Origin of the sequence: Pseudomonas sp. SG20052 (assembly GCF_031766055.1) — a bacterium.
GTDB classification, from domain to species: Bacteria; Pseudomonadota; Gammaproteobacteria; order Pseudomonadales; family Pseudomonadaceae; genus Aquipseudomonas; species Aquipseudomonas mandelii.
The window spans coordinates 5164770-5186919 of sequence record NZ_CP134498.1 but is presented as its reverse complement, the minus strand read 5'-3'; the positions used below and the strand labels follow the sequence as shown (position 1 = coordinate 5186919).

The following is a 22150-nucleotide window of genomic DNA, read 5'->3' as shown; positions in this document are numbered from 1 at the left end:
AACCCGACTATCGTTAAAAACGTCCTTTCAAGAGTCTTTTACGTGCCTATCACTTTGCAGGCTTTGTTTGCGCCTGACCGCCGCGCCCTACAGTTCGCAATCAAAACCCTGATCGGTGGCGGTCTGGCCTTGTGGCTGGCATTGCGCTGGGGGCTTGAGCAACCCGCCTGGGCATTGATGACGGCGTTCATCGTCGCTCAGCCATTGTCTGGAATGGTGGTGCAGAAGGGGCTGGCACGGCTGCTGGGCACGCTGGTCGGCACGATTATGTCGGTGGTATTCATGGGCTTGTTCGCCCAGACGCCTTGGCTGTTTTTGCTGGCCTTGGCGTTGTGGCTCGGGTTGTGTACGGCGAGTTCAACGTTGCTGCGCAGTGCCTGGTCCTATTCATTTGTGCTGGCCGGTTACACGGTAGCGATCATCGCGTTGCCGGCCATTACCCATCCGCTGACGGTGTTCGACCAGGCCGTGGCGCGCTGCACGGAAATCTGTCTGGGCATCCTGTGCGCCACGGCGGCCAGCGCGTTGCTGTGGCCGATGCGCGTCGAGCGACAACTGGCGGATCAGGCGCGAGCCGCCTGGAACAGCGGGATGAATGCTGCGCGTGCAACGCTGGCCGGCGATGCTCAGGCCCGTAAGGGGTTGCTGGAAATCCTCGGGCGAATCGTCGCGGTCGATGCCCAGCGCGAACATGCCTGGTTTGAAGGTGGCCTGGGTCGGCAGCGGGCACGAGCCATCAGCGGCTTGAGCCAGAAGCTCTTGATGCTGCTGCGCATCGCCCGTTCGGTGCGCCGTCAGTGGAAGCAGCTGGAACCACAGGATGCCGAGCAACTGTTGCCGTGGATGACCGAGGTTCAGGTTGCGCTCAGCGGCGACGATACGGCGACCCTGCAAGCGTTGCGGCCGAGGTTGCTCGATGCGTCCCATGACCCGCACATCAGCTCCGCGCAGAGTTATTGCCTGGCCCGTTTCACCTTGTTGCTCGATACCGCGATGGCGGCCACTGCGGCGATGAAAGCCGTGGAGGAGGGGCGCGAAACGGTCGATCCGCCACGCACCCTGGCGCCGCACCGCGACCTGTCACTGGCGCTGGTGTTTGGCGCGCGTAGTGCCCTGGCGTTTCTGGTGGTGTCGTGCTTCTGGCTGGCGACGGCCTGGCCCGCCGCGTCGGGCGCCCTGGTGCTGACGTGCGTGGTGTGCAGCCTGTTCGCCAGTCGCGAGAACGGTGCGCAGATCGGCATGAGTTTTATGCGGGGCATTTTCCTGGCGATTCCGGCGGCGTTTTTCGTCGGGCAGATTCTGCTGCCGCAATGGAGCGGATTTGCCTTGCTCTGCATGGGCATGGGCGTGCCGTTGTTTTTCGGTGCGCTGGGCATGGCCAAGCCGCAGATTGGGGCCACGGCGACTTCGTTCTGTCTGCATTTCATCGTGCTGGTGTCGCCGCTGAACGCGATGAAATTCGACGTCGCCACGTTCTTCAACAGCGCCCAGGCGATGGTGGTCGGTGTCGGCGCGGCGGTGCTGGCGTTTCATTTGCTGATCCTGCGTAACCCGGCGTGGCATGGCCGCCGCTTGCTAACAGCGACGCTCGACGATCTGGTGCGGCTGACCCGACGTAACCTGCGGGGTGCCGAAAGCTGGTTTGGCGGACGCATGGCCGACCGCTTGCTGCAACTGGCGCGGCACTATCCCGAGTTGCCGGAACCGGCGCGCAGTCGCTGGGATGACGGCTTGCTCGGCCTCGATATCGGCGATGAATTGTTGCATCTGCGGTTGAGCCTGGCGGTGGCGCAAGTGCCGGTCAGCGCACCGCAGCGGCGTTATCTCGAGCAGTTGGAAAAAGTCCTTGAGCAGGGCCCTGCGGGCAACCGCGCCGATGCGCTGGAACGACCCAGCGCAGATTTCTTGAAGACCTTGTACGCGTTGCCACCCAGCGACGCGGTGAAACTGGCTCAGGGCGCGGTGCTGCAATTGCAGAGCAGTTGGCGCGCCTGGTGCCGTCAACAGGAGCAAAGCCATGGGCTTGCGTGAGTGGTCGGTGGGCGGCGTGCTGCTCAGTCCGTTTTTGATTTATGTGCTGCTGGCACTGCTGGTCACCGGAGCCTTGCGCATGCTGTTGCGCCTGACACCGGTCGGCCGCTGGATCTGGCACGAAGCACTGTTTGATTGCGCCTTGTACGTCTGTGTATTGACCTTGATCACCGTCGTCCTCGGACCTTTATAAGGAGTTGAACATGCGTACCCCCGTACGTGTCGCGGTAACCTTGAGCCTGGTGGCGGTGGCGATCTTTGCCGGCTTCCATTTGTGGCAGTACTACATGCTTACGCCCTGGACCCGGGATGCGCGGATCCGCGCCGACGTGGTGGTCATCGCCCCGGACGTCTCGGGGTGGGTGCGTGAGCTCAAGGCGTTCGATAACCAGCCGGTCAAGGCGGGCGACCTGTTGCTGAGCATCGATCGTGACCGGTTCGAAGCGGCGCTGGAGAAGGCCCAGGCGGTGGTGCAGACCCGCCAGCAACAACTCAATCTGCGCGAACGCGAAGCCAGTCGCCGCGCCAGCCTCGGGCCGCAAGCCATCAGTGCCGAACTGCGCGAGAACGCACAAATCAACGCCGGTATCGCCCGGGGTGAATTGCGTGAAGCTCAGGCGGAAGCCAAGGTTGCCGAACTCAATCTGGCGCGCAGTCAGGTCCATGCGCCTCGCAGCGGCCACATCACCAACCTGCGCCTGGCCCAAGGCAATTATGTGAACGCCGGGCAGCCGGTGATGGCATTGATCGATGATTCGACCTTCTATGTGCAGGCGTATTTCGAGGAAACCAAGTTGTCGCGGATTCGGGTTGGCGATCCGGTGAAGATCTGGTTGATGAGCGCGGGAGAAGCGCTGGACGGGCATGTGGAAAGCATCAGTCGCGGGATTACCGATCGCAACACCACGCCAGATGGGCAGTTGTTGGCGGAGGTAGAACCGACGTTTAACTGGGTGAGGCTGGCACAGCGGATTCCGGTGCGGATCAAGATTGATAAATTGCCGGAGGGCATGAATCTGAGTTCGGGGATGACGGCGAGTGTGCAGGTAAGCGAACGCTAAATACGCTGCGCCGCAATCATTGTGGCGAGGGAGCTTGTCGGAACGCCGCACCATCCCGCTCGGCTGCGAAGCAGTCGTAAAAACTAACGCCGCGGTTGATCAGATCAAACGCGGCGCCTGATTTGGGGGCGCTGGGCACCCCAACGGGACGGTGTGGCGTTCCGACAAGCTCCCTCGCCACAGGTGAGAGATGAATCAGCCGATGCTGATCGCCGGCAGGGTAGGCAGCGTCACCGTCTGCTGCTTGCGCGGCGCCAGAATCTCGGCCTCGCCATCCACTACCAATTCATCGCGCTGGTTAAACACCCGCGTGGCGATCCGCACACGAAACTTCGGCAGTTTCTCGAGGATTTCCAGGCGCACGGTCAGGGTGTCGCCAATCTTCACCGGCTTCTGAAAGCTCATCTGCTGACCGATATAAATAGTCCCCGGCCCAGGCAACTCGCAAGCCACGGCCGCGCTGATCAGCGCACCGCTGAACATGCCGTGAGCGATGCGCTCCTTGAACATGGTGCCGGCGGCGAATTCCGCGTCCAGGTGCACCGGGTTGTGATCACCCGACATCGCGGCGAACAACTGAATGTCGCGCTCTTCGACCGTCTTGCTGTAGCTGGCGGTCTGGCCGACTTCGAGGGCTTCGTATGGGGTGTTGGTAACCTGGGTCATCTGTTTCAATTCCTGTGACGAATAAAAAATCCACAAAAAAACTATTCCGATCTGGGTGGCCGGCGGTGGCTCAGCGCCTGGGCGATCCAGTTCAACACGTCATTGATCACTTCATCGCGGTTGCTCTCGTTGAACAGTTCATGCCGTGCCTGCGGGTAAATAGTCAGTTGCAGGTTCTGGCTGCCAGCCGCGCGTAGTGCATCGGCCAGATCCTTCAGACGTTTGCCTTCGCTCACCGGATCACATTCACCGCCAATCACCAGCAACGGCAGGCCCGGATCAATCTGAGCGAGATTGGACGCTTTGCTGATTTGCTGCAACCCACCGAGCAAATCGATCCACAGCTGATTGGTGCAACGAAAGCCGCAGAGCGGGTCGTTGGCGTACCGATCGACTTCCGCCGGATCGCGGCTGAGCCAGTCGAAACGCGTGCGCACCGGTTTGAATTTTTTGTTGAACGAGCCAAACGACAGCCACTCGATCAGCGCACTGCGGCCCTTGGGCCCCTGACGCAGTTTTTCGACACGGGCAATCTGACGTGCCGCGCGATAGAGCGCGATGGGCTGGAAGTTCGAACCGCTGAGCACCGCACCGTGCAGGCTGGCGCTGTGATGCAGAAGGTAGGCCTGGGCGATGTAGCTGCCCATGCTGTGGCCGAGTAGCACGATCGGCACGCCAGGATGTTGCTGGCCGATGTGCTGGTTGAGGCTCGCCAGATCGCCAACCACTTTGCACCAGCCATCGTCATCGGCGAAATGGCCGAGTGTCCCGTTTTCGGCAGTTTTGCCATGTCCACGCAGGTCCGGCGCGTAGACACCGTAACCCTGCGCGCAGAGTTTTTCCGCCAGGCGGGCGTAGCGACCGCTGTGTTCCGCCATGCCATGGGCCAGCAGAATCACGGCTTTCAAAGGCGGATCGGGCAGCCACTGGTTGACGAAGAGGCGGCTGCGGTCACTCGCGGTCAGCCAGAAAGTGTCGTGGATCATGGCGATTCCTTTGCATGGGGCTGCCGGGTATGAAAATAGCCTCGATGCATTGTATAGCGCATCCAGCGCTTGCCGTATGATCAGGCCACGCCGCTGCAGCAAGATTCACGCGGTCAATGACGCCCATTGGCATATTTGCCTGATTCGCCATAGCTGCTAGTGTCCGTGAAGCCCCGCTTTTACAAAAGTGACAGAAAAGCGGCCCGGATAGGCTCAGGTAAAGAGGACAAGAACAATGCAACCTGATTTCTGGAATGACAAACGCCCGGCCGGCGTGCCCCTGGATATTGACCTTGGGGCCTATAAGTCGGTGCTTGAGGTGTTCGAGCGTTCCTGCAAGAAATTCGCTGATCGCCCCGCCTTCAGCAACATGGGCGTGACCCTGACCTACGCCGAACTGGAACGCTACAGCCTGGCGTTCGCCGGTTACCTGCAAGCCCACACCGACTTGGTGCCGGGGGATCGCATCGCGGTGCAGATGCCCAACGTTTTGCATTACCCGATTGCCGTGTTCGGTGCCTTGCGCGCCGGGCTGATCGTGGTCAACACCAACCCGCTGTACACCGCGCGGGAGATGCGTCATCAGTTCAAGGACTCCGGTGCCCGGGCGTTGGTGTACCTGAACATGTTCGGGGCCAAGGTCCAGGAAGTGCTACCCGACACCGACATCCAGTACCTGATCGAAGCGAAGATGGGCGACCTGATGCCTGCCGCCAAGGGTTGGCTGGTCAACACGATGGTGAGCAAGGTCAAGAAAATGGTCCCGGACTATTCCTTGCCCCAGGCGATTTCCTTCAAGAGCGCGCTGCGTCTGGGCCGGGGCCTGGGCATCAAGCCGCTGAACGTCAGCCTCGACGACATCGCGGTGTTGCAATACACCGGCGGCACCACCGGCCTGGCCAAGGGCGCGATGCTGACCCACGGCAACCTGGTGGCGAACATGCAACAGGCGCGGGCATGCCTCGGACAGTTCGGCAGCGACGGTCAGCCATTGCTGCGCGAAGGTCAGGAAGTGATGATCGCGCCGCTGCCGCTGTACCACATCTATGCCTTCACGGCGAACTGCATGTGCATGATGGTGACCGGCAACCACAACGTGCTGATCACCAATCCACGCGACATCGGCGCCTTCATCAAGGAGCTGAAGAACTGGCGGTTCTCGGCACTGCTGGGGCTTAACACGCTGTTCGTTGCATTGATGGATCACCCAGACTTCAAGACCCTGGATTTCTCCAGCCTCAAACTCACCAACTCCGGCGGCACCGCGCTGGTCAAGGCCACCGCCGAGCGCTGGGAACAGCTCACCGGCTGCCGCATCACCGAGGGTTATGGCCTGACCGAAACCTCACCGGTGGCCTGCACCAACCCCTACGGCGACAAATCGCGGATCGGCACGGTCGGCCTGCCGGTGCCGGGCACCACCCTGAAAGTGATCAACGATGAAGGCGTCGAGCAGCCGCTGGGCGAGCGAGGCGAACTGTGCATCAAGGGCCCGCAGATCATGAAGGGCTACTGGCAGAAACCGGAAGCCACCGCCGAGGTGCTGGATGCCGAAGGCTGGTTCAAGTCCGGCGATATCGCGGTGATCGACCCGGACGGTTTTGTGCGCATCGTCGATCGCAAGAAAGACATGATCATCGTCTCGGGCTTCAACGTGTACCCGAACGAGATCGAAGACATCGTGATGGCTCACCCGAAAGTCGCCAACTGCGCGGTGATCGGCGTGCCGGACGAGCGTTCGGGGGAGGCGGTGAAGCTGTTTGTGGTGGCCCGCGAATCAGGGGTCAGCCTTGAAGAGCTGAAGGCGTACTGCAAGGAAAACTTCACGGCGTACAAAGTGCCCAAGCACATTGTGTTGCGGGAGTCGTTGCCGATGACGCCGGTGGGCAAGATCCTGCGGCGGGAGTTGCGGGATATCGCGTAGTCGGTGAATGGCCGCGCTTCGCGCGTTCGCGGGCAAGCCTCGTTCCTGCAGGTTCGTGTCGTTCATTAAGTCAGCGAACGATGCGAGCCTGCAGGAACGAGGCTTGCCCGCGAAGCTTTTAAACATCTGAAGCCCCCGGTTTCACAGGCTTTTCAGGGGTGTATAGAATTTTTGCTCTAAAATGACCGCTAGCAATTCTTGAGTCACAATTGTGACCGTAGAGGCCGCTTTTGGCTCTAGTCGACCCTTGGCAAAGCTGCTACTCTCGGCGCGCTTTGTGACGTCTCGGGCTTATGAAAGCGCTAGATTCACCGACAAACACACACCAATAATAATCGCATCAAATGCGGTGCTGAATTCGCGTTGCTGAGGAGTGGGCTTCCATGAACGAAGACTTTTGGAAGGATAAGTACCCTGCCGGGATTGCTGCCGAGATCAATCCAGACGAGTATCCGAATATTCAGGCAGTGTTGAAACGTTCCTGCCAGCGCTTCGCCGACAAACCGGCATTCAGCAACCTGGGCAAGACAATCACCTACGGTGAACTGTACGAATTGTCCGGTGCCTTTGCCGCTTACCTGCAACAGCATACCGACTTGCAGCCGGGCGATCGAATCGCCGTGCAACTGCCCAACGTGTTGCAGTACCCGGTCGCCGTATTCGGTGCCATTCGCGCCGGGCTGATCGTGGTCAACACCAACCCGCTGTACACCGCGCGGGAAATGGAACACCAATTCAACGATTCCGGTGCCAAAGCCCTGGTCTGCCTGGCCAACATGGCGCATCTGGCCGAAATCGTCGTGCCGAAAACTGGCGTCAAGCACGTGATCGTCACCGAAGTGGCCGACCTGCTGCCACCGCTCAAGCGCCTGCTGGTCAATAGCGTCATCAAGTACGTGAAGAAGATGGTCCCGGCGTATCACTTGCCCAAGGCGATCAAGTTCAACGACGTGCTGAGCAAGGGCCACGGCCAGCCAGTGGCTGAAGCCAACCCGGCCAGCAGCGACGTTGCCGTCCTGCAATACACTGGCGGCACCACCGGCGTAGCCAAGGGCGCGATGCTGACCCATCGCAACCTCGTGGCGAACATGTTGCAGTGCAAGGCGCTGATGGGTTCCAACCTCAACGAAGGCTGCGAGATCCTGATCACGCCGCTGCCGCTGTACCACATCTATGCTTTCACCTTTCATTGCATGGCGATGATGCTGATCGGCAACCACAACATCCTGATCAGCAACCCGCGCGATTTGACGGCGATGGTCAAAGAACTGTCGAAGTGGAAGTTCAGCGGCTTCGTCGGCCTCAACACCCTGTTCGTGGCGCTGTGCAACAACGAAGCGTTCCGCAAGCTGGACTTCTCGGCGCTGAAAGTCACCCTGTCCGGCGGCATGGCCCTGCAACTGGCGGCAGCCGAGCGCTGGAAAGCGGTCACCGGTTGCGCCATCTGCGAAGGTTACGGGATGACCGAAACCAGCCCGGTCGCCACCGTAAACCCGATCCAGCACATCCAGATCGGCACCATCGGTATTCCGGTTCCATCGACAAGGAGCAGGTGATGGAGCACATGCGTGCGAACGTCACCGGTTACAAGGTCCCGCGCGCCGTGGAGTTCCGCGATGCGCTGCCGACCACCAACGTCGGCAAGATCCTGCGCCGCGAATTGCGCGACGAAGAGCTGAAGAAGCTCAACGCCAGGAAAGTCGGCGCGTAACAAACAAGAAGCCCCGCAGATGCGGGGCTTTTTTTTAACGCTATCAGGACCGCTTTTGTGGCGAGGGAGCTTGCTCCCGCTCGACTGCGAAGCAGTCGTCACCCAGTCGATGGAGATACACCAAAAATACCGCAGCGTCTGATTTGGGGTCGCTTCGCGGCCCAGCGGGAGCAAGCTCCCTCGCCACAGGGGATGTGTAAAGTTACAGGCGAAACGGCGCGAAATTGACGTTGGTGCCCGCCGGACGCATGTCCTGGAGGTACGAGTCCTTGTCGGCGCTCAGCTCCAGGCTCAAGGCGGCTTTGCGCTTGCCTTCGTTGCGCACCACCAGGCCTTCAAGCTTCTCGCGCAGGAACACCGTCGGCACTTTCAAGTGCAGCAGTTCGTCGGTTTCCGGCGTGTGCATCAGCAGGTGAACCCATTCGTACTGACCAATGGCCAGGCGCGCCACCGGGATATCGAACCACCAGATGTTGCGGTTGCGGTTCAATTCGGTGAAATGGCAGTTGTTGACGCCAAGCACAGCACCGCCGAGTTCCTGGTTTCTGCGGGCAATGGCCTGCTTTTTATCGAGTTTCATAACATTCCTACGGGATTGGATCTTCAGCGCCATGGCCTGAATACGTTGCGCATTCTCGGGGGTTGGTCGGCAAACATAAAGCCCAACCTGCATTGAACGATGAAATGTCGCCGTGAAATAAATGAAACTCCACGCAAATGCCCCCGGTCAATCTTTGTGTAACGACTTTTTCCGTTGAATTGTTCACAGGAGAAACACCATGAGCAGCACTGGCGATAAAGTAAAAGGCATGGCCAACGAAGCCGCCGGCAACGTCAAGCAAGGCGTCGGCAAGGCCACCGGTAATGACAAAATGCGCGCAGAAGGCGTCGTGCAGGAAAGAAAAGGCGAGGCCCAGCAAGCGGTCGGCAAAGCCAAGGACGCGATTAAGAAAGGCGTCGACAAGGCTTGATTCGGCCTTTGATGAACAACATGAACGGCCATCCACGGATGGCCGTTTTTGTGTCAGCCTGAACTTGCGCACGGAAATTGTTTCAAAGTCGCCAAGTAGGCTACTTTGATGTAGAAAACGGCCCCTGAGTCGCCTCGACTTCAACCCAACCTGCGGCGAAAGGAGACGCTAATGTTTTTCCCCCACATGAAAGGCCTGCGCCTGCACCGTGTGATGATGCGCACGGTCACCGAGTTCGTCGACGATGAGATGTCGACCTATGCCTCGGCGCTGGCCTATCAAATGCTGTTTTCGCTATTTCCCTTCATCCTGTTCCTGATCGCTCTGATCGGTTTCCTGCACCTGCCGGACTTCTTCTCGTGGCTGCGTCTGCAATCGGAACTGGTCCTGCCGCCCCAGGCGCTGGAGCAGGTGAACCCGGTGATCGACCAACTCCAGCAGTCCAAGGGTGGCTTGCTGTCGATTGGTATCGTGATTGCCCTGTGGACCGCATCCGCTGGCGTGCGGCTGATGATGAGCGCGATGAACGCCGCCTACGACGTGGTCGAAGGCCGGCCCGCGTGGAAGCGTTTTCCGCTGTCGATCATCTACACCGTTGGCATCGCCGGCATGCTGCTGATCGCCGCCGCGTTGATGGTGCTCGGGCCGCAACTGATGGGCTGGATTGCCGCGCAAGTCGGCATGGAAGACTTCATCGTGACCCTGTGGACCATCGTGCGCTGGCCCGTGGTGGTGATTTTGCTGATGGTGGCCGTGGCGCTGATTTATTACGTCATGCCGGACGTTAAACAAGAGTTTCGTTTTATCACCCCAGGTTCGGTGCTGGCGGTGGTGGTGTGGATCCTTGCCTCCGTGGGCTTTGGCCTGTACGTCAAGGAGTTCGCCAACTACAACGCCATGTATGGCAGTATCGGCGCGATCATCGTGTTGCTGCTCTATTTTTATATTTCCGCCGCGGTGCTGTTGCTGGGCGCGGAGATGAATGCAGTGATCGAGCACATGTCGACCGAAGGCAAGAATGACGGTGAAAAAGTCCCCGGTGAGCTCGATCACGAACCCAAACACCACGTTTCCGGACTGGGTCGGGATCACTCGATCAAGCCGCACACTGACGAAACCATAAAATGATCCGTGAAATCCTGAAAATGGGCGATGAACGCCTGCTGCGCATTGCTCCGCCGGTGCCGGCCGAGATGTTCGACAGCCCTGAGTTGTGGCAACTGATCGACGACATGTTCCAGACCATGGAAAGCGTCGGTGGCGTCGGCCTGGCTGCGCCGCAGATCGGCGTCGATCTGCAACTGGTGATCTTTGGGTTCGAACACAGCGAACGCTACCCGGACGCTGAAGCGGTGCCGCAGACCATTCTGATCAACCCGCTGATCACACCTTTGAACTCGCTGATGGAAGAGGGCTTTGAAGGTTGCCTCTCAGTGCCCGGCCTGCGCGGCGCGGTAGACCGTTATCAGCAGATTCGCTACGAAGGCTTCGATCCCAAGGGCCAGCCTATCTTGCGGATCGCCGAAGGATTCCATGCGCGGGTGGTGCAGCATGAATGCGATCACCTGATCGGCCGGTTGTACCCATCGCGGATTACCGACTTCAGCCAATTCGGGTTCACCGAAGTGATGTTCCCCGACCTTGACCCTAACGCCGACGACTGAGGCGTAAACACCACAAACCACGGTGGGAGCGAGCCTGTTCGCGAAGGCGGCGGGTCATTCACCGATGATGTCGAATGACACGCCGCCTTCGCGAGCAGGCTCGCTCCTACATGTCGAACTCACAGACGGTTCCAGGCCCATGGCGATCATCGGTTTGCTGCGGGCATAACGGCTCAACCGTTCGGTCATGGCGTAGGGCATTGGCGGATCGAAGGAAAACCCTCGGCGTTCATAAAAACCCCGCAAGTCCGGGTGGCAGAACAGCCAGACCGGTTGGTCGAGACCGCGCACCGCTTCGGCGATCAACGCCGCCGCGATGCCCTGTTCGCGACAGGCCGGATCGACGAACAACCCCGTCAACCAATGCCCCCCCGAGACCGGCCGCAAACACAGCGCGCCAATGATCTCCTCGCGTCTGGCGACCCACAGCTGAGCGTCGCGAACCGCTTTCATCGACGATTGGTGGGCGCGATAAAACTTGTTCATCAACGGCCATAACGGCTCGGCGAGCAGGGTGTACTGGGTGTCGGGCATGGGTTCGATCTGTCGGTGCGCAAAGCGGGTGATTATAAAAGAACGCGCGGCCGGCGATAGGTGTATACCTGATCTCACATCCCGTATGAGTGGAGTACGTATCATGGCCAAAGGCATGGATTCAAAAAAAGCGGCAAAGAAGAAACCGGCGAAAACCGCCGATGAAAAGCGCGCAGACAAGAAGGCCAAGAAGGTGGATGTGTTCGGTCATTGATCTCGCCACAAGGGAGCCCGGTCTTCGGGCTCCTGCTGCATGCCTAAAGAAGTAACCCAATAATCCGCAAGATTTCCCTGCGCCATTGCACAGAGGGGGACGGGGCCCCGGTCTGAGCGACGCCATGCCCCATTACTTCGATGTCGCCCACGGGCAGACACTGCGAGTTCGTTTGATGCGCTGCAGCGCTACAGGCATTCCTGATTTGCCTCGCTGAACCGATTTTGTCCTCAATACTGGCCGACTAGTGGCCTTGCGCCCCTCTATCGACTGTCTACGCTGACTTCTAACTACCCATGTCGCTCGCCATATGAAAGATGGCGCAGCAAGAGTGCCCAACCCAAGGCGCCGACAGGGAGTAACAAGGAGCTGGCCGGTAAAGGGAATTACTTATGAAACCGTTAGGGCTGGCCCGGTCCCGGGCTATCAAGAGAAGGATGTCTTGATGAGTGCGTTGCTGCATGGACACTCCGATTGAACATCATTGATCACCTGACACTTCCTCCCGTGGAGGAACGCGTGTGCCTGTTCCATAGAACGTTGTGGTGGATCCGTTGAAAGACCAAAGACCTTTCATCAATCAAAAGAACGCGCTGAAGGTGATACGACCATGTTTAACCTACATCACAAGGCTGACCTGCTGGAAATCGAGCGCTATAGCTGCGCGTTGAGCGAAGCCAACGCCAAGTTGGCGGCGGTCAGTCGATCAATGGCGATGATCGAGTTCACGCCGGACGGCATCGTGCTGGATGCCAACGACAACTTTTGCAGTGTCATGGGGTACAGCGCCGACGAAGTGCGCGGCAAACATCATCGGATCTTTTGCGAGGAAGCTTTTTATCGCAGCGAGGCTTACGCGAAGTTGTGGCGCGACCTGGCCCGTGGCGAACCGGTGGGCGGGAGCTTCTTGCGCTTGAACAAGCGCGGCAAGGAGGTCTGGCTCGAAGCCAGTTACATGCCGGTGTTCGGTCCCGACCGTCAGGTTAAAAGCGTGATTAAAGTTGCCACTGACATCTCCGCCAGGGTTTACAAGGAACACGAAGAAGAAAGCATGCTCGCCGCCATAGGTCGTTCCATGGCGGTGATCGAGTTCACCCCCGAGGGCAACGTCATCACGGCCAACGATAACTTTCTGAAGACGATGCATTACTCGCTCAACGAAGTGGTGGGGAAACACCACAGCCTGTTTTGCCACCGCGCCGAATCCGAGTCGTCGGCTTACAAAGCGTTCTGGGCATCACTCAATCGCGGCGAGTATCACTCTCATCGTTTTGAACGCAAAGATAAACACGGCCATACCGTGTTTCTCGAAGCGTCCTACAACCCTTTGTTCGACGCCAAGGGCCGGCTCTACAAAGTGGTGAAGTTTGCCAGCGACATCACCCGGCAAATCGCCACGTTGCAAACCGCTGCGGAGTCGGCGCACAGCACGTCGGTGCAAAACGACGCTTGTGCGCAGAAAGGTTCTCAGGTGGTGCAGCAAACGGTGCAGATCATCCAGGATATTTCCCGGGATTTGAACGAAGCCGCGCTCAGTATTGATGCCGTCAGCAAACAGTCCGACATCATCGGCACCATCGTGCAGACGATTCGCGGCATTGCCGACCAGACCAACTTGCTGGCGCTCAATGCAGCCATTGAAGCGGCCCGGGCCGGCGAGCATGGGCGGGGTTTTGCGGTGGTCGCCGATGAAGTACGCAGCCTCGCGGCACGCACGAGTCAGGCGACGCTGGAGATCGTCGATGTGGTGCGCAAGAACCATGACCTGTCGTTGAGCGCGGTGACCAGCATGCAGTCGAGCTTGAGCCGAACCGGACTTGGGGTGGAACTGGCGAACGAGGCGGGGGAGGTGATCCTGGAGATTCAGCAAGGGTCGCGGCATGTAGTAGATGCAATCAGTCAGTTCAACGAAACGTTGCAGTTGAACTGACTGATCGCGTCGCGTCTCTTGTAGCAGCCGGCTGTGCCGGTTGCTGCATGAAGCGCAGGGTTCCCTGCCGTTAAAGCGAAGCGAGGAACTTGTCGACCACCTGGCTACTGCCTTTCTCACTGTTGGCGTTTTCTTTCTCGACCTGCGCCAGTTTGACCTTGTCCTCCGTGCGCTCGGCGATCTCTTTGGCGATCGCCTGTTGTTTCTCCGGTGGCATGGCTTGTACTTCTTCTTCAGTCAGCCCCATCTCTTGCAGAATGCTGTCGCGCAGGCGCTGCTCCGGCGTTTTGCTCATGTAGTCCTTGAAGTCGCTCATGGCGGCGCTGTCCGTGACCCTGGCTTTAACATCGGCCGGCAGTTGGAGAGACTCGAGCGCTTGCAATTGCACGCGGGTTTTGGCGAACGCTTCATCCACGTTGTCGCTTATTTTGCTCGCCTCGCTGACTTGCCGGGTGGCGTCCCGGGTGGCGGAAGTCTGCACCTGCGCGGTTTGCGCCTGAACGTTGCTTTGCAACGTTTGCAGCATCGCCCCCTGAAGGCCGGCAGCGGCTTCAGCCGCAGGATCATCGCCGGGCTTCTTGGAGAGCGGGATCATTAACGTTTGTTGTTTGGCACTGACCAACATGATGAATAGACCTTGCAGGTAGTTGTGGTGCGGTGCTTTGAGCAAATAGTATGCCTATAAGAAAAAACAACTATAAATCAACCAGTTAGTGAGTGCTGGCCGAGGGGGTGACGTGGGTTCTGCGGTTAGTCTTTGCCGCTTGGCGGCAAACAAGGCAGGGCATCAAGGCAGGCCATTGCAGCCGAACTTGAGGAACCCCGGACGTTGTGCCAGTCGCTGAAAATACTCGTCGATGGCCGGGTAATCGGGCCGCTCCATCGGGGTCATCAGCCAGCGGTTGACGGACAGTCCGATGACAATGTCGGCGAGGGTGAAGCGTGGCCCGGCGACGTAAGCTTTGGTCGCCGCGAGCTGGTGTTCGAGGATGCCCATCTTCTGGTTCCAGCCACGTACACCGGCAGCAATGTGATGCGGGTCCTGGAACTCCGGATCTTTGCGCACCAATGCCGTGAACGCATAGCTCCATGAGGCATTGAGTTCAGTGGCTTGCCAATCCATCCATTGCTCGACCCGAGCGCGCGCGGCCGGTTCGTGGGGGAGCAGATCGGTGTTCTGGTGTTTGCCGGCCAGATAACGGCAGATGGTGTTGGACTCCCACAGCACTCCAGCGTCGTCGATGATCACCGGCACCAGCGCGTTGGGATTGAGCCGCAGAAACTCCGGTGTGTGGGTTGAGGCATAACCGCTACCCCAATCCTCGCGTTCGTAGGCAACGCCCAGTTCTTCACAGGTCCACAGGACCTTTCTGACATTGATGGACGACGCCTTACCCAAAATCTTCAGTGCATGTTCCATTGAGCTACTCCGTTAGCGATTCGACGCTTCAGGAATCTGACAGACATTGCGCGGTTTTCAAACCGGATCCGGCAACGCCGAGGCGGGCAAACCAAATGTGCGATCAAACAGCCAGTTGAACGCGAAGGTGTAGCACGGGATGAAAATGATCAGCGCCAGGTCCAGCAGGAAAGCCTGCACCAGGCTGATGTTCATCCACCAGGCGATCAGCGGGATGAGAAACACTATCAAGGTTAGTTGAAATCCCACGGCATGGGCGATGCGCCGTTTAACGGTGCGGGTGCGCGATGGCTGACGACGTTCCCAGCGCTCGAACACTGTGGTGTAGATGAAATTCCAGGTCACTGCGATGGTGGTGATGATGACGGCCAACGGCCCGGTGCTGCCGGGTGAGGTGCCGGACAGCAATGCCAGGCCCAGAGTCGAGAAGGTCATGCCAAAGACTTCGAACAGCGACACGTAGACCAGTTTGCGTTTAACGCCTTGCATGGAGTTTTGCCTCTTTCTCGCGAACTTGAAGCCAGCAGCACTGGCGAAGGCGACGAAAGATAGCTTCAATAGTACTGACAGAAAAAGTCAGCAGCTTTCAGTTTTATTGATAGGACGAGGAATGAATTTCAACAGCGACAGCATCGAGTTGTTCCTGGCCGTGATCGAGCGCGGTTCGTTTTCGGCGGCGGCGCGTGCGCTGGGCAAAGTGCCGTCGGCGGTGAGCATGGGCATTGCCAACCTGGAAGCCGAGCTCGGATATCCGCTGTTCGATCGCAGCCATCGCGAACCGGTGCCGACGGCGATGGCCAGTGCGTTGGTGCCGCACGCGCGGTTGATCGCCGAACAGCTCAAGCAGCTGCAGGTGCATGCGATCGAGCTGTCGCTGGGGCTGGAAAGCAAGTTGTCCATTGGCGTCGTGGCAGACCTCGACAAGCGCCATTTGCTGGCCGCGATCAAGGTCATCGCCCAGCGTCATCCGCTCCTGGAGATAGAACTGCTCAGCGCGCCCCAGGACGATGTGCTGGCGATGCTCCACAGCGGTCGCGTCAGCGTTTGCCTGGCCTTCGCGGGGTTGAGCATGAACGTACTGGAGCGATTCCAGTTCGTCGGCACCGAGCGCGTGATCGCCACGCTAGCAGCGGACAATCCGCTGTTTCAGGGCGAGGATTTGTTTCTGGAGGATCTGGTTCACGTGCGGCAAATCATCGTTGCCAGTCGCGACCTGCCGATCAGCGAAACCCGGCCTTTGGTGGGCGAATCCTATTGGCGCACCGACACCCTCGCCATGGCGCTGGAAATGGTCGAAGCCGGATTGGGCTGGGGCAATTTTCCGTTGTCGGTGGTCCAACCGTTACTCGATGCCGGAAGACTCAAGCGCCTGAGTTTCCGCAACATCGAGAACGGTCTGGTGCTGCCGGTGCACGCGGTATGGCTCAAGAGCCAGCCGTTGCAGAAAGGCGCAATGGCGTTCGTCGAACTGATGGGTCGCTGAGGCAATCCCTTGTGGGAGTGAGCCTGCTCGCGATGAGGACCTGACGGTCAACATTGATGGTGACTGACCCACCGCCATCGCAAGTAGGCTCGTGCCAACCTGGGTCAGGTACTTTCGCGCACCTTCAACTCAAACCCCATGTCCTGCACCGGTTTCGCCACGGTGTTGCCCGCCAGCAAGGTCAACATCAACTCCGCCGAACGTCGGCCAATCGCCTCGCGCGGGGTGCTGATGCTGCTCAGGCGCGGGACCATGTGCGCCGAGGCGGGCAGGTCGTTGAAACCGAGGATCGCCACTTGTTCGGGGATTTTGATCCCGCAACGCATCGCTTCAAGCAGGGCGCCCTGGGCCAGGTCGTCGTTGCCGAAGAAAATGGCATCGACATCAGGATGATTGGCGAGCAGTTGCAGGAACAGTTCGCCCCCCAGGCCGACGGAGGAGGCACGCGGCGTCAGCACTTCCAGGTCCGGGTCATACAAACCGGCCTTTTGCAGGGCTTTGCGGAAACCTTCGCCGCGCAGCAAGGTGCGTTGATCCAGCTGCGCGCCGATGTAGGCCAGGCGCTTGCGCCCACGTGACAGCAAATGGTGCGCCGCCGTTTCACCCGCCGCGAGTTGCGAGAAACCCACGCAATTGAGCCCGGCGGCGCTGTCCAGTTCCATCATGTACACGCACGGAATGTTGCTCGCCTCGATCATCCGTCGCGAACTTTCGGTGCGGTCGAAACCGGTCAGCAGCAAACCGCGAGGCTGATACGCCATGTAATTGCGCAGCAGGTTTTCTTCTTCATCGCGCGAATAATGGAAGTTGCCGATGAGCACTTCGAAGCCCTTGGGGCGCAAAACCTGATGAATGGCTTCCAGCGTATCGATGAACAGCAGGTTGGACAGCGAAGGCACCAAAACCACCACTGAATGGCTCTGGGCCGAGGCTAAGGCGCGGGCGGCAGGGTTGACCACGTAGTTGAGTTCAAGGGCCGCTTTCTGCACTTTTTCCACCAGTTCGGTGGCCACCGTGCTGACGCCGCGCAAGGCGCGGGAGGCGGTGATCGGGCTGACACCGGCCAGGCGTGCCACTTCGTTCAGGGTAGGGCGGCCAGTGGTGCGCGTATTCTTATCGTTTTTAGTGGAGATCATCGGACGGCTTGCCAAACAAAATTCGAGGCACTAAGGTAGCGCTGTCTCGATGCAGCTGCAAATGCGTGAGCGGGGTTTGCCTGATCCCCGCTTTTTGGCATTGGGAACGAACATGCTGCAACCCACAAAAATGACAAGAAGGCGTCGGCAACTTCTGCTTTTGCTCAAGCGTCATAACTGGCAAAGGTAGCGCTGTCTGCGCGCTGAGGTGTTACATGAATCATTCCATCACCGCCCTGGTCATCATGGGCGTTGCCGGTTGCGGCAAGACTTGCGTCAGCGAGGCCTTGTGCCAACTCAGCGGCGCGACCGCCATTGAAGGCGACACTTTCCACCCTGCCGCCAATATCGAAAAGATGAGCGCGGGCATCCCCCTGAACGACGAAGACCGTGCCGGCTGGCTCGACAGCCTGTGCGATGAATTGCGCCGCGTCGACGCTCAAGGCCAGCGCCCGGTGCTGACCTGCTCGGCCCTCAAACACAGTTACCGCGAACGTCTGCGCAGCGCCTTGCCGGGCCTGGGCTTCGTGTTCCTTGAGCTGACCCCTGAAGTCGCCGCTGATCGTGTCTCCCACCGGCCGGGCCACTTCATGCCTTCGACCCTGATCGACAGTCAGTTCGCCACCCTTGAATCCCCCGTTGGCGAGCCCTTGACCCTGGCGCTGGACGCTTCGAACCACAGCGTCGAGCAACTGGCGAAGCAAGCGCATGTCTGGTGGCAGGCCCATGGCCTGAAACAGGCCGTATGAGTTTTTTCCGAAGAGATAGCGCTGTCCTGATGGCGTGCGAGTTACCCGCTTTAATAACAACAACAACCAGGAGACACCCCTAATGTTTGGCATGTCCCACGAGACGTTCCTGCTGCTCGATGCAGTGGTCACGGTGATCGGGCTTATCGTCCTGATCACCAAGTTCAAGTTCCACCCGTTCATTGCCCTGATCATCGCCGCAGCCTTTCTCGGGCTGACCTCCGGCATGCCGATCGGCACCATCATCAAGGCGTTCCAGGACGGCTTCGGTGGGGTGCTCGGTTTTGTCGGGATCATCCTCGCGCTGGGCACGATGCTCGGCAAAATGATGGCCGAGTCGGGCGGGGCGGATCAGATTGCCCAGACCCTGATTCGTGCGTTCGGCAAGGACAAGGTGCAGTGGGCGATGATGTTCGCCGCGTTCCTGGTCGGCATTCCGCTGTTCTTCGAAATCGGCTTCGTGCTGCTGATCCCGCTGGTATTCATCGTCGCCCGACGTACCGGCGTGTCGATCATCAAGATCGGTATCCCGCTGCTGGCCGGTCTGTCCGCCGTGCACGGCCTGGTTCCGCCGCACCCGGGTCCGTTGCTGGCCATCGGCGTGTTTGGCGCTGACATCGGTAAAACCATTCTTTACGGTCTGATCGTTGCGCTGCCGACGGCCATCATTGCCGGTCCGATCTACGGCACGTTCATCGCCAAATACATCCCCGGCCATCCTAACCAGGAACTGGTGGATCAACTGGCACGTGAAAACGACTCTGCCGATCTCCCGAGTTTCTCCATCACCTTGATCACCGTGCTGTCGCCGGTTTTCCTGATGTTGCTCAAGACCTTTGCCGATGTGGTGCTGCCGGACGGTAACTTCTTCCGCACCTTCATGGACCTGATCGGTCACCCTATCTCGGCTCTCCTGCTGGCGTTGCTGCTGTCGCTGTACACCTTCGGTTACAAGCAGGGCATTGGCTCCAACCAGATGCTCAAATGGCTGGATGCCAGCCTTGCGCCAACCGCCGCGATCATTCTGATCATCGGTGCCGGTGGTGGCTTCAAGCAGATGCTGGTCACCAGCGGTGTGGGTGACGTGATCGGCCACATGGCGGTGGAAGCGCAGATCTCGCCGATCCTGCTGGCCTGGCTGGTGGCGGCGGTGATTCGTGTGGCAACCGGTTCTGCAACCGTGGCGACCATTACTGGCGCAGGCATCGTGGTGCCGGTGGTGGGGATGATTCCGGGTGTGAACCGTGAGCTGCTGGTGCTGGCCACCGGTGCCGGTTCGTTGATCCTGTCTCACGTCAACGACGCGGGTTTCTGGCTGGTGAAGCAGTATTTCAACATGACCGTGGCGGAAACCTTCAAGACCTGGACCGCGATGGAAACCATCCTGTCCATCGTTGCGCTGGGCTTTATCCTGTTGCTGTCGATGTTCGTTTAAGCGGCTCTTTGTTTAAGCAAGGCGCAGGCACAAAAAAACCGCAGCAATGCGGTTTTTTTGTGGGTGATGATTTCATTGCTCAACACATCACCCTTGTAGGAGTGAGCCTGCTCGCGATAGCGGTGGGGCAGTTGACACTTCAATTGGATGTGATGGCCTCATCGCGAGCAGGCTCACTCCTACAGGTTAAGTGTTAGCCAGCGGATTTCGGGGCCAGGCCATCCGCCCGAAACATCCCGCGAATCCCACGCACGGCCTGACGAATCCGGTCCTGGTTTTCGATCAGCGCAAAGCGCACATGATCATCCCCATACTCACCAAACCCGACGCCTGGCGAGACGCAGACCTTGGCCTCGGCGAGCAATTTCTTGGCGAACTCCAGCGAGCCCAAGTGCGCATAGGCTTCGGGAATCTTGGCCCAGACATACATCGCCGCTTTCGGATTCTCGACCATCCAGCCCAGTTCGTGCAGGCCTTTGACCAGCACGTTGCGACGCTGCCGATACTGCTCGGCGATGTCCTTGACGCACTGCTGATCGCCTTCCAGCGCCGCAATCGCTGCGACCTGCAGCGGGGTGAAGGTGCCGTAGTCGTGGTAACTCTTGATCCGCGCCAGGGCGTTGACCAGTTCAGCGTTGCCGACCATGAAGCCGATGCGCCAGCCCGCCATGTTGTAGCTCTTGGACAGGGTGAAAAATTCCACCGCGATGTCCTTGGCGCCCGGCACCTGCATGATCGACGGGGCTTTCCAGCCGTCATAGACGATGTCGGCGTAAGCCAGGTCGTGCACCACCAAAACGTCATACTGCTTGGCGAGGGCGATCACTCGCTCGAAGAAGTCCAGTTCCACGCATTGGGCGGTGGGGTTCGACGGGAAGCCGAGAATCATCATTTTCGGTTTCGGGATCGAGCCGCGAATCGCGCTTTCCAGTTCAGCGAAGAAGTCCACGCCCGGGATCAGCGGCACCGAACGCACCTGGGCGCCGGCAATCACGGCACCGTAGATGTGAATCGGATAACTGGGGTTCGGCACCAGCACGGTGTCGCCCTGGTCGAGGGTGGCCAGCATCAGATGCGCCAGGCCTTCCTTGGAACCGATGGTGACAATGGCTTCGGTTTCCGGGTCGATATCGACCTCGTAGCGATCCTTGTACCAATTGGAAATGGCTCGGCGCAGACGCGGGATGCCCTTGGACGTCGAGTAGCCGTGGGTGTCTTCGCGCTGGGCGACGGTGACCAGTTTTTCGACGATGTGTGGCGGAGTAGGGCCATCAGGGTTGCCCATGCTGAAGTCGATGATGTCTTCGCCACGACGACGGGCGGCCATCTTCAGTTCGGCAGTGATGTTGAATACGTAAGGGGGGAGTCGATCTATGCGCGCAAAGCGGCGCGGCGAACCTGGGTTAGCCATTGTTGCCTCGGTAACGTGAGCGCCCGGAACCGTCCGAGCGACGCTGGCCACTGCGGTGGCCTGTGGCGGAATGTAAGGGCTGTTGTGGCACACTGTCCAGCGACTCTGTAAACAAATTTGTCCGAAGGAACCCGGTTGATGGAATTTACCAGCGGCTTTCTGCTGAGCCTTTCGCTGTGCCTGGATATCGGCGTGGCCAACATCGCGATGATCACCCTGGCCATGCAGCGCGGCTATTTTCAAGGCTTTGCCCTGGGCTTGGGCACTTGCGTCGGTGACCTGATTTACGCGGTGCTGGCGTTGGCGGGCATGACCGTTTTGCTGCAATACGAAACCGTGCGTTGGGTGCTGTGGATCGGCGGTTCAGCGTTGCTGGTGTATTTCGCGGCGAAGATGATCTATTCGGCGATTCACCATGAAGCGGTGTTGGCGCAGTCCGCCGAGGTGGGGCAGAACTCTCACCGCAAGGAGTTTTTCCGCGGGATTTTCCTGGCCATGTCGTCACCCAGCGCCATTCTCTGGTTTGCGGCCGTGGGCGGTACGCTCATCGCGCGCTCCGGTGGCGGTGACGCCGTCAGTTCGGCGCTGTTTCTCGGCGGTTTTCTGTGCGCCGGAGTGTTCTGGTGCGTCGCGTTGTGCTTCGCCGCGAGCCACGGCGGCAAGTTGCTGGGCGACAAACTGCTGCGTTACTCCTACATGGCATCGGCGGCGATCTTCTGCTATTTCGCGGTGTACGTGATTCTATCGGGCTATAACGAGTTTGTTGGTGCGGGCGCCGTCGAGCAGTTGCACGCCCTGTAATTAGGCGAATCGGGTTTGGCTTC

At 59.3% G+C, this 22150-nt stretch carries 21 protein-coding genes and 2 pseudogenes; 14 read left to right on the top strand and 9 right to left on the bottom strand.

The features are described 5' to 3' along the window. Positions 1-42: 42 nt before the first annotated feature. Genes RHP74_RS23865 through RHP74_RS23855 form a run of 3 tightly spaced genes read left to right on the top strand, consistent with a single transcriptional unit; the run spans position 43 to position 3092 of the window. Complete coding sequence (locus RHP74_RS23865) at positions 43-2031, top strand: FUSC family protein (protein WP_311096447.1); 1989 nt, start codon at positions 43-45, stop codon at positions 2029-2031. Continuing rightward, the gene (locus RHP74_RS23860) at positions 2018-2224 is read left to right on the top strand and encodes a DUF1656 domain-containing protein (protein WP_008151119.1); all 207 of its coding nucleotides are present in this window, start codon (positions 2018-2020) and stop codon (positions 2222-2224) included. Before RHP74_RS23865 ends, RHP74_RS23860 begins: the two co-directional genes overlap by 14 nt. 10 nt (positions 2225-2234) lie before the next feature. Then, on the top strand, positions 2235-3092 hold the full coding sequence (locus RHP74_RS23855; RefSeq protein WP_077748686.1) for an HlyD family secretion protein: 858 nt from the start codon (positions 2235-2237) through the stop codon (positions 3090-3092). A gap of 195 nt (positions 3093-3287) precedes the next feature. On the opposite strand, the gene RHP74_RS23850 is transcribed toward RHP74_RS23855, so the two are convergent. Together RHP74_RS23850 and RHP74_RS23845 are read right to left on the bottom strand one after the other, a co-directional pair. Then, on the bottom strand, positions 3288-3758 hold the full coding sequence (locus tag RHP74_RS23850; RefSeq protein WP_008151121.1) for a MaoC family dehydratase: 471 nt from the start codon (positions 3756-3758) through the stop codon (positions 3288-3290). A gap of 41 nt (positions 3759-3799) precedes the next feature. Then, positions 3800-4744: an alpha/beta hydrolase gene (locus RHP74_RS23845; RefSeq protein ID WP_010457358.1), complete on the bottom strand. Its 945-nt coding sequence runs from the start codon at positions 4742-4744 to the stop codon at positions 3800-3802. A gap of 235 nt (positions 4745-4979) precedes the next feature. On the opposite strand from RHP74_RS23845, the gene fadD2 reads away from it, so the two are divergent. Further along, positions 4980-6668, top strand: coding sequence for a long-chain-fatty-acid--CoA ligase FadD2 (gene fadD2 / locus RHP74_RS23840; protein WP_010457356.1), 1689 nt, complete (start codon positions 4980-4982; stop codon positions 6666-6668). A 383-nt stretch (positions 6669-7051) separates the two neighbouring features. Further along, positions 7052-8379 (top strand): annotated as a pseudogene (locus RHP74_RS23835) (AMP-binding protein). Positions 8380-8581: 202 nt separating this feature from the next. Here the strand turns inward: RHP74_RS23835 and RHP74_RS23830 are convergent. After that, positions 8582-8959, bottom strand: coding sequence for a hypothetical protein (locus RHP74_RS23830; RefSeq protein ID WP_010457352.1), 378 nt, complete (start codon positions 8957-8959; stop codon positions 8582-8584). A gap of 199 nt (positions 8960-9158) precedes the next feature. Here RHP74_RS23830 and RHP74_RS23825 point away from each other — a divergent pair, with 199 nt between their 5' ends. From RHP74_RS23825 to def, 3 genes are all read left to right on the top strand, one after another. Next, a complete protein-coding gene (locus RHP74_RS23825; protein WP_010457349.1) occupies positions 9159-9350 on the top strand; it encodes a CsbD family protein in 192 nt (63 codons plus the stop codon). Between the two features lie 171 nt (positions 9351-9521). After that, positions 9522-10478, top strand: coding sequence for a YihY/virulence factor BrkB family protein (locus RHP74_RS23820; protein WP_010457347.1), 957 nt, complete (start codon positions 9522-9524; stop codon positions 10476-10478). Continuing rightward, on the top strand, positions 10475-11014 hold the full coding sequence (gene def / locus RHP74_RS23815) for a peptide deformylase (RefSeq protein WP_083375900.1): 540 nt from the start codon (positions 10475-10477) through the stop codon (positions 11012-11014). The genes RHP74_RS23820 and def overlap by 4 nt, the downstream gene beginning before the upstream one ends. Before the next feature lie 54 nt (positions 11015-11068). On the opposite strand, the gene RHP74_RS23810 is transcribed toward def, so the two are convergent. Beyond that, positions 11069-11548, bottom strand: a complete 480-nt coding sequence (locus RHP74_RS23810; RefSeq protein ID WP_010457343.1) for a GNAT family N-acetyltransferase — start codon at positions 11546-11548, stop codon at positions 11069-11071. 824 nt (positions 11549-12372) lie between these two features. Between RHP74_RS23810 and RHP74_RS31475 the strand changes: the two are divergent. Beyond that, positions 12373-13092: pseudogene (locus tag RHP74_RS31475) on the top strand (PAS domain-containing protein); the annotation flags it as partial. 27 nt (positions 13093-13119) lie between these two features. After that, positions 13120-13692 carry a methyl-accepting chemotaxis protein gene (locus RHP74_RS31470; RefSeq protein WP_238706180.1) on the top strand — a complete coding sequence of 191 codons (573 nt, stop codon included), beginning with the start codon at positions 13120-13122 and terminating at the stop codon, positions 13690-13692. 70 nt (positions 13693-13762) lie between these two features. Here the strand turns inward: RHP74_RS31470 and RHP74_RS23800 are convergent, their stop codons facing one another. From RHP74_RS23800 to RHP74_RS23790, 3 genes are all read right to left on the bottom strand, one after another. After that, entirely contained in the window at positions 13763-14317 is a 555-nt protein-coding gene (locus tag RHP74_RS23800) for a hypothetical protein (RefSeq protein WP_077748727.1), read from the bottom strand. A 162-nt stretch (positions 14318-14479) separates the two neighbouring features. Further along, positions 14480-15112: a glutathione S-transferase family protein gene (locus RHP74_RS23795; protein ID WP_010457337.1), complete on the bottom strand. Its 633-nt coding sequence runs from the start codon at positions 15110-15112 to the stop codon at positions 14480-14482. A gap of 57 nt (positions 15113-15169) precedes the next feature. Then, on the bottom strand, positions 15170-15601 hold the full coding sequence (locus RHP74_RS23790; protein ID WP_010457335.1) for a PACE efflux transporter: 432 nt from the start codon (positions 15599-15601) through the stop codon (positions 15170-15172). Positions 15602-15722: 121 nt separating this feature from the next. Here RHP74_RS23790 and RHP74_RS23785 point away from each other — a divergent pair, with 121 nt between their 5' ends. Continuing rightward, complete coding sequence (locus tag RHP74_RS23785) at positions 15723-16595, top strand: LysR family transcriptional regulator (RefSeq protein WP_077748683.1); 873 nt, start codon at positions 15723-15725, stop codon at positions 16593-16595. Between the two features lie 104 nt (positions 16596-16699). Here RHP74_RS23785 and RHP74_RS23780 read toward each other — a convergent pair whose 3' ends face one another. Next, positions 16700-17731 carry a LacI family DNA-binding transcriptional regulator gene (locus tag RHP74_RS23780; RefSeq protein ID WP_010457329.1) on the bottom strand — a complete coding sequence of 344 codons (1032 nt, stop codon included), beginning with the start codon at positions 17729-17731 and terminating at the stop codon, positions 16700-16702. Positions 17732-17946: 215 nt separating this feature from the next. On the opposite strand from RHP74_RS23780, the gene RHP74_RS23775 reads away from it, so the two are divergent. Both RHP74_RS23775 and RHP74_RS23770 read left to right on the top strand, forming a co-directional pair. Beyond that, positions 17947-18480, top strand: coding sequence for a gluconokinase (locus RHP74_RS23775; protein WP_010457327.1), 534 nt, complete (start codon positions 17947-17949; stop codon positions 18478-18480). An 82-nt stretch (positions 18481-18562) separates the two neighbouring features. Beyond that, positions 18563-19915 carry a GntP family permease gene (locus RHP74_RS23770; RefSeq protein ID WP_010457326.1) on the top strand — a complete coding sequence of 451 codons (1353 nt, stop codon included), beginning with the start codon at positions 18563-18565 and terminating at the stop codon, positions 19913-19915. A 193-nt stretch (positions 19916-20108) separates the two neighbouring features. On the opposite strand, the gene alaC is transcribed toward RHP74_RS23770, so the two are convergent. Continuing rightward, positions 20109-21326, bottom strand: a complete 1218-nt coding sequence (alaC, locus tag RHP74_RS23765) for an alanine transaminase (RefSeq protein WP_083375904.1) — start codon at positions 21324-21326, stop codon at positions 20109-20111. Between the two features lie 138 nt (positions 21327-21464). On the opposite strand from alaC, the gene RHP74_RS23760 reads away from it, so the two are divergent. Next, positions 21465-22127 carry a LysE family translocator gene (locus RHP74_RS23760; RefSeq protein WP_077748680.1) on the top strand — a complete coding sequence of 221 codons (663 nt, stop codon included), beginning with the start codon at positions 21465-21467 and terminating at the stop codon, positions 22125-22127. Positions 22128-22150 lie beyond the last annotated feature (23 nt).

Coding starts and splice junctions, on each gene's coding strand:
- RHP74_RS23860 (WP_008151119.1), top strand. CDS start 2,018: ATGGGCTTGCGTGAGTGGTCGGTGGGCGGCGTGCTGCTCAGTCCGTTT.
- RHP74_RS23855 (WP_077748686.1), top strand. CDS start 2,235: ATGCGTACCCCCGTACGTGTCGCGGTAACCTTGAGCCTGGTGGCGGTG.
- RHP74_RS23850 (WP_008151121.1), bottom strand. CDS start 3,758: ATGACCCAGGTTACCAACACCCCATACGAAGCCCTCGAAGTCGGCCAG.
- RHP74_RS23845 (WP_010457358.1), bottom strand. CDS start 4,744: ATGATCCACGACACTTTCTGGCTGACCGCGAGTGACCGCAGCCGCCTC.
- fadD2 (WP_010457356.1), top strand. CDS start 4,980: ATGCAACCTGATTTCTGGAATGACAAACGCCCGGCCGGCGTGCCCCTG.
- RHP74_RS23830 (WP_010457352.1), bottom strand. CDS start 8,959: ATGAAACTCGATAAAAAGCAGGCCATTGCCCGCAGAAACCAGGAACTC.
- RHP74_RS23825 (WP_010457349.1), top strand. CDS start 9,159: ATGAGCAGCACTGGCGATAAAGTAAAAGGCATGGCCAACGAAGCCGCC.
- RHP74_RS23820 (WP_010457347.1), top strand. CDS start 9,522: ATGTTTTTCCCCCACATGAAAGGCCTGCGCCTGCACCGTGTGATGATG.
- def (WP_083375900.1), top strand. CDS start 10,475: ATGATCCGTGAAATCCTGAAAATGGGCGATGAACGCCTGCTGCGCATT.
- RHP74_RS23810 (WP_010457343.1), bottom strand. CDS start 11,548: ATGCCCGACACCCAGTACACCCTGCTCGCCGAGCCGTTATGGCCGTTG.
- RHP74_RS23800 (WP_077748727.1), bottom strand. CDS start 14,317: ATGTTGGTCAGTGCCAAACAACAAACGTTAATGATCCCGCTCTCCAAG.
- RHP74_RS23795 (WP_010457337.1), bottom strand. CDS start 15,112: ATGGAACATGCACTGAAGATTTTGGGTAAGGCGTCGTCCATCAATGTC.
- RHP74_RS23790 (WP_010457335.1), bottom strand. CDS start 15,601: ATGCAAGGCGTTAAACGCAAACTGGTCTACGTGTCGCTGTTCGAAGTC.
- RHP74_RS23785 (WP_077748683.1), top strand. CDS start 15,723: ATGAATTTCAACAGCGACAGCATCGAGTTGTTCCTGGCCGTGATCGAG.
- RHP74_RS23780 (WP_010457329.1), bottom strand. CDS start 17,731: ATGATCTCCACTAAAAACGATAAGAATACGCGCACCACTGGCCGCCCT.
- RHP74_RS23775 (WP_010457327.1), top strand. CDS start 17,947: ATGAATCATTCCATCACCGCCCTGGTCATCATGGGCGTTGCCGGTTGC.
- RHP74_RS23770 (WP_010457326.1), top strand. CDS start 18,563: ATGTTTGGCATGTCCCACGAGACGTTCCTGCTGCTCGATGCAGTGGTC.
- alaC (WP_083375904.1), bottom strand. CDS start 21,326: ATGGCTAACCCAGGTTCGCCGCGCCGCTTTGCGCGCATAGATCGACTC.
- RHP74_RS23760 (WP_077748680.1), top strand. CDS start 21,465: ATGGAATTTACCAGCGGCTTTCTGCTGAGCCTTTCGCTGTGCCTGGAT.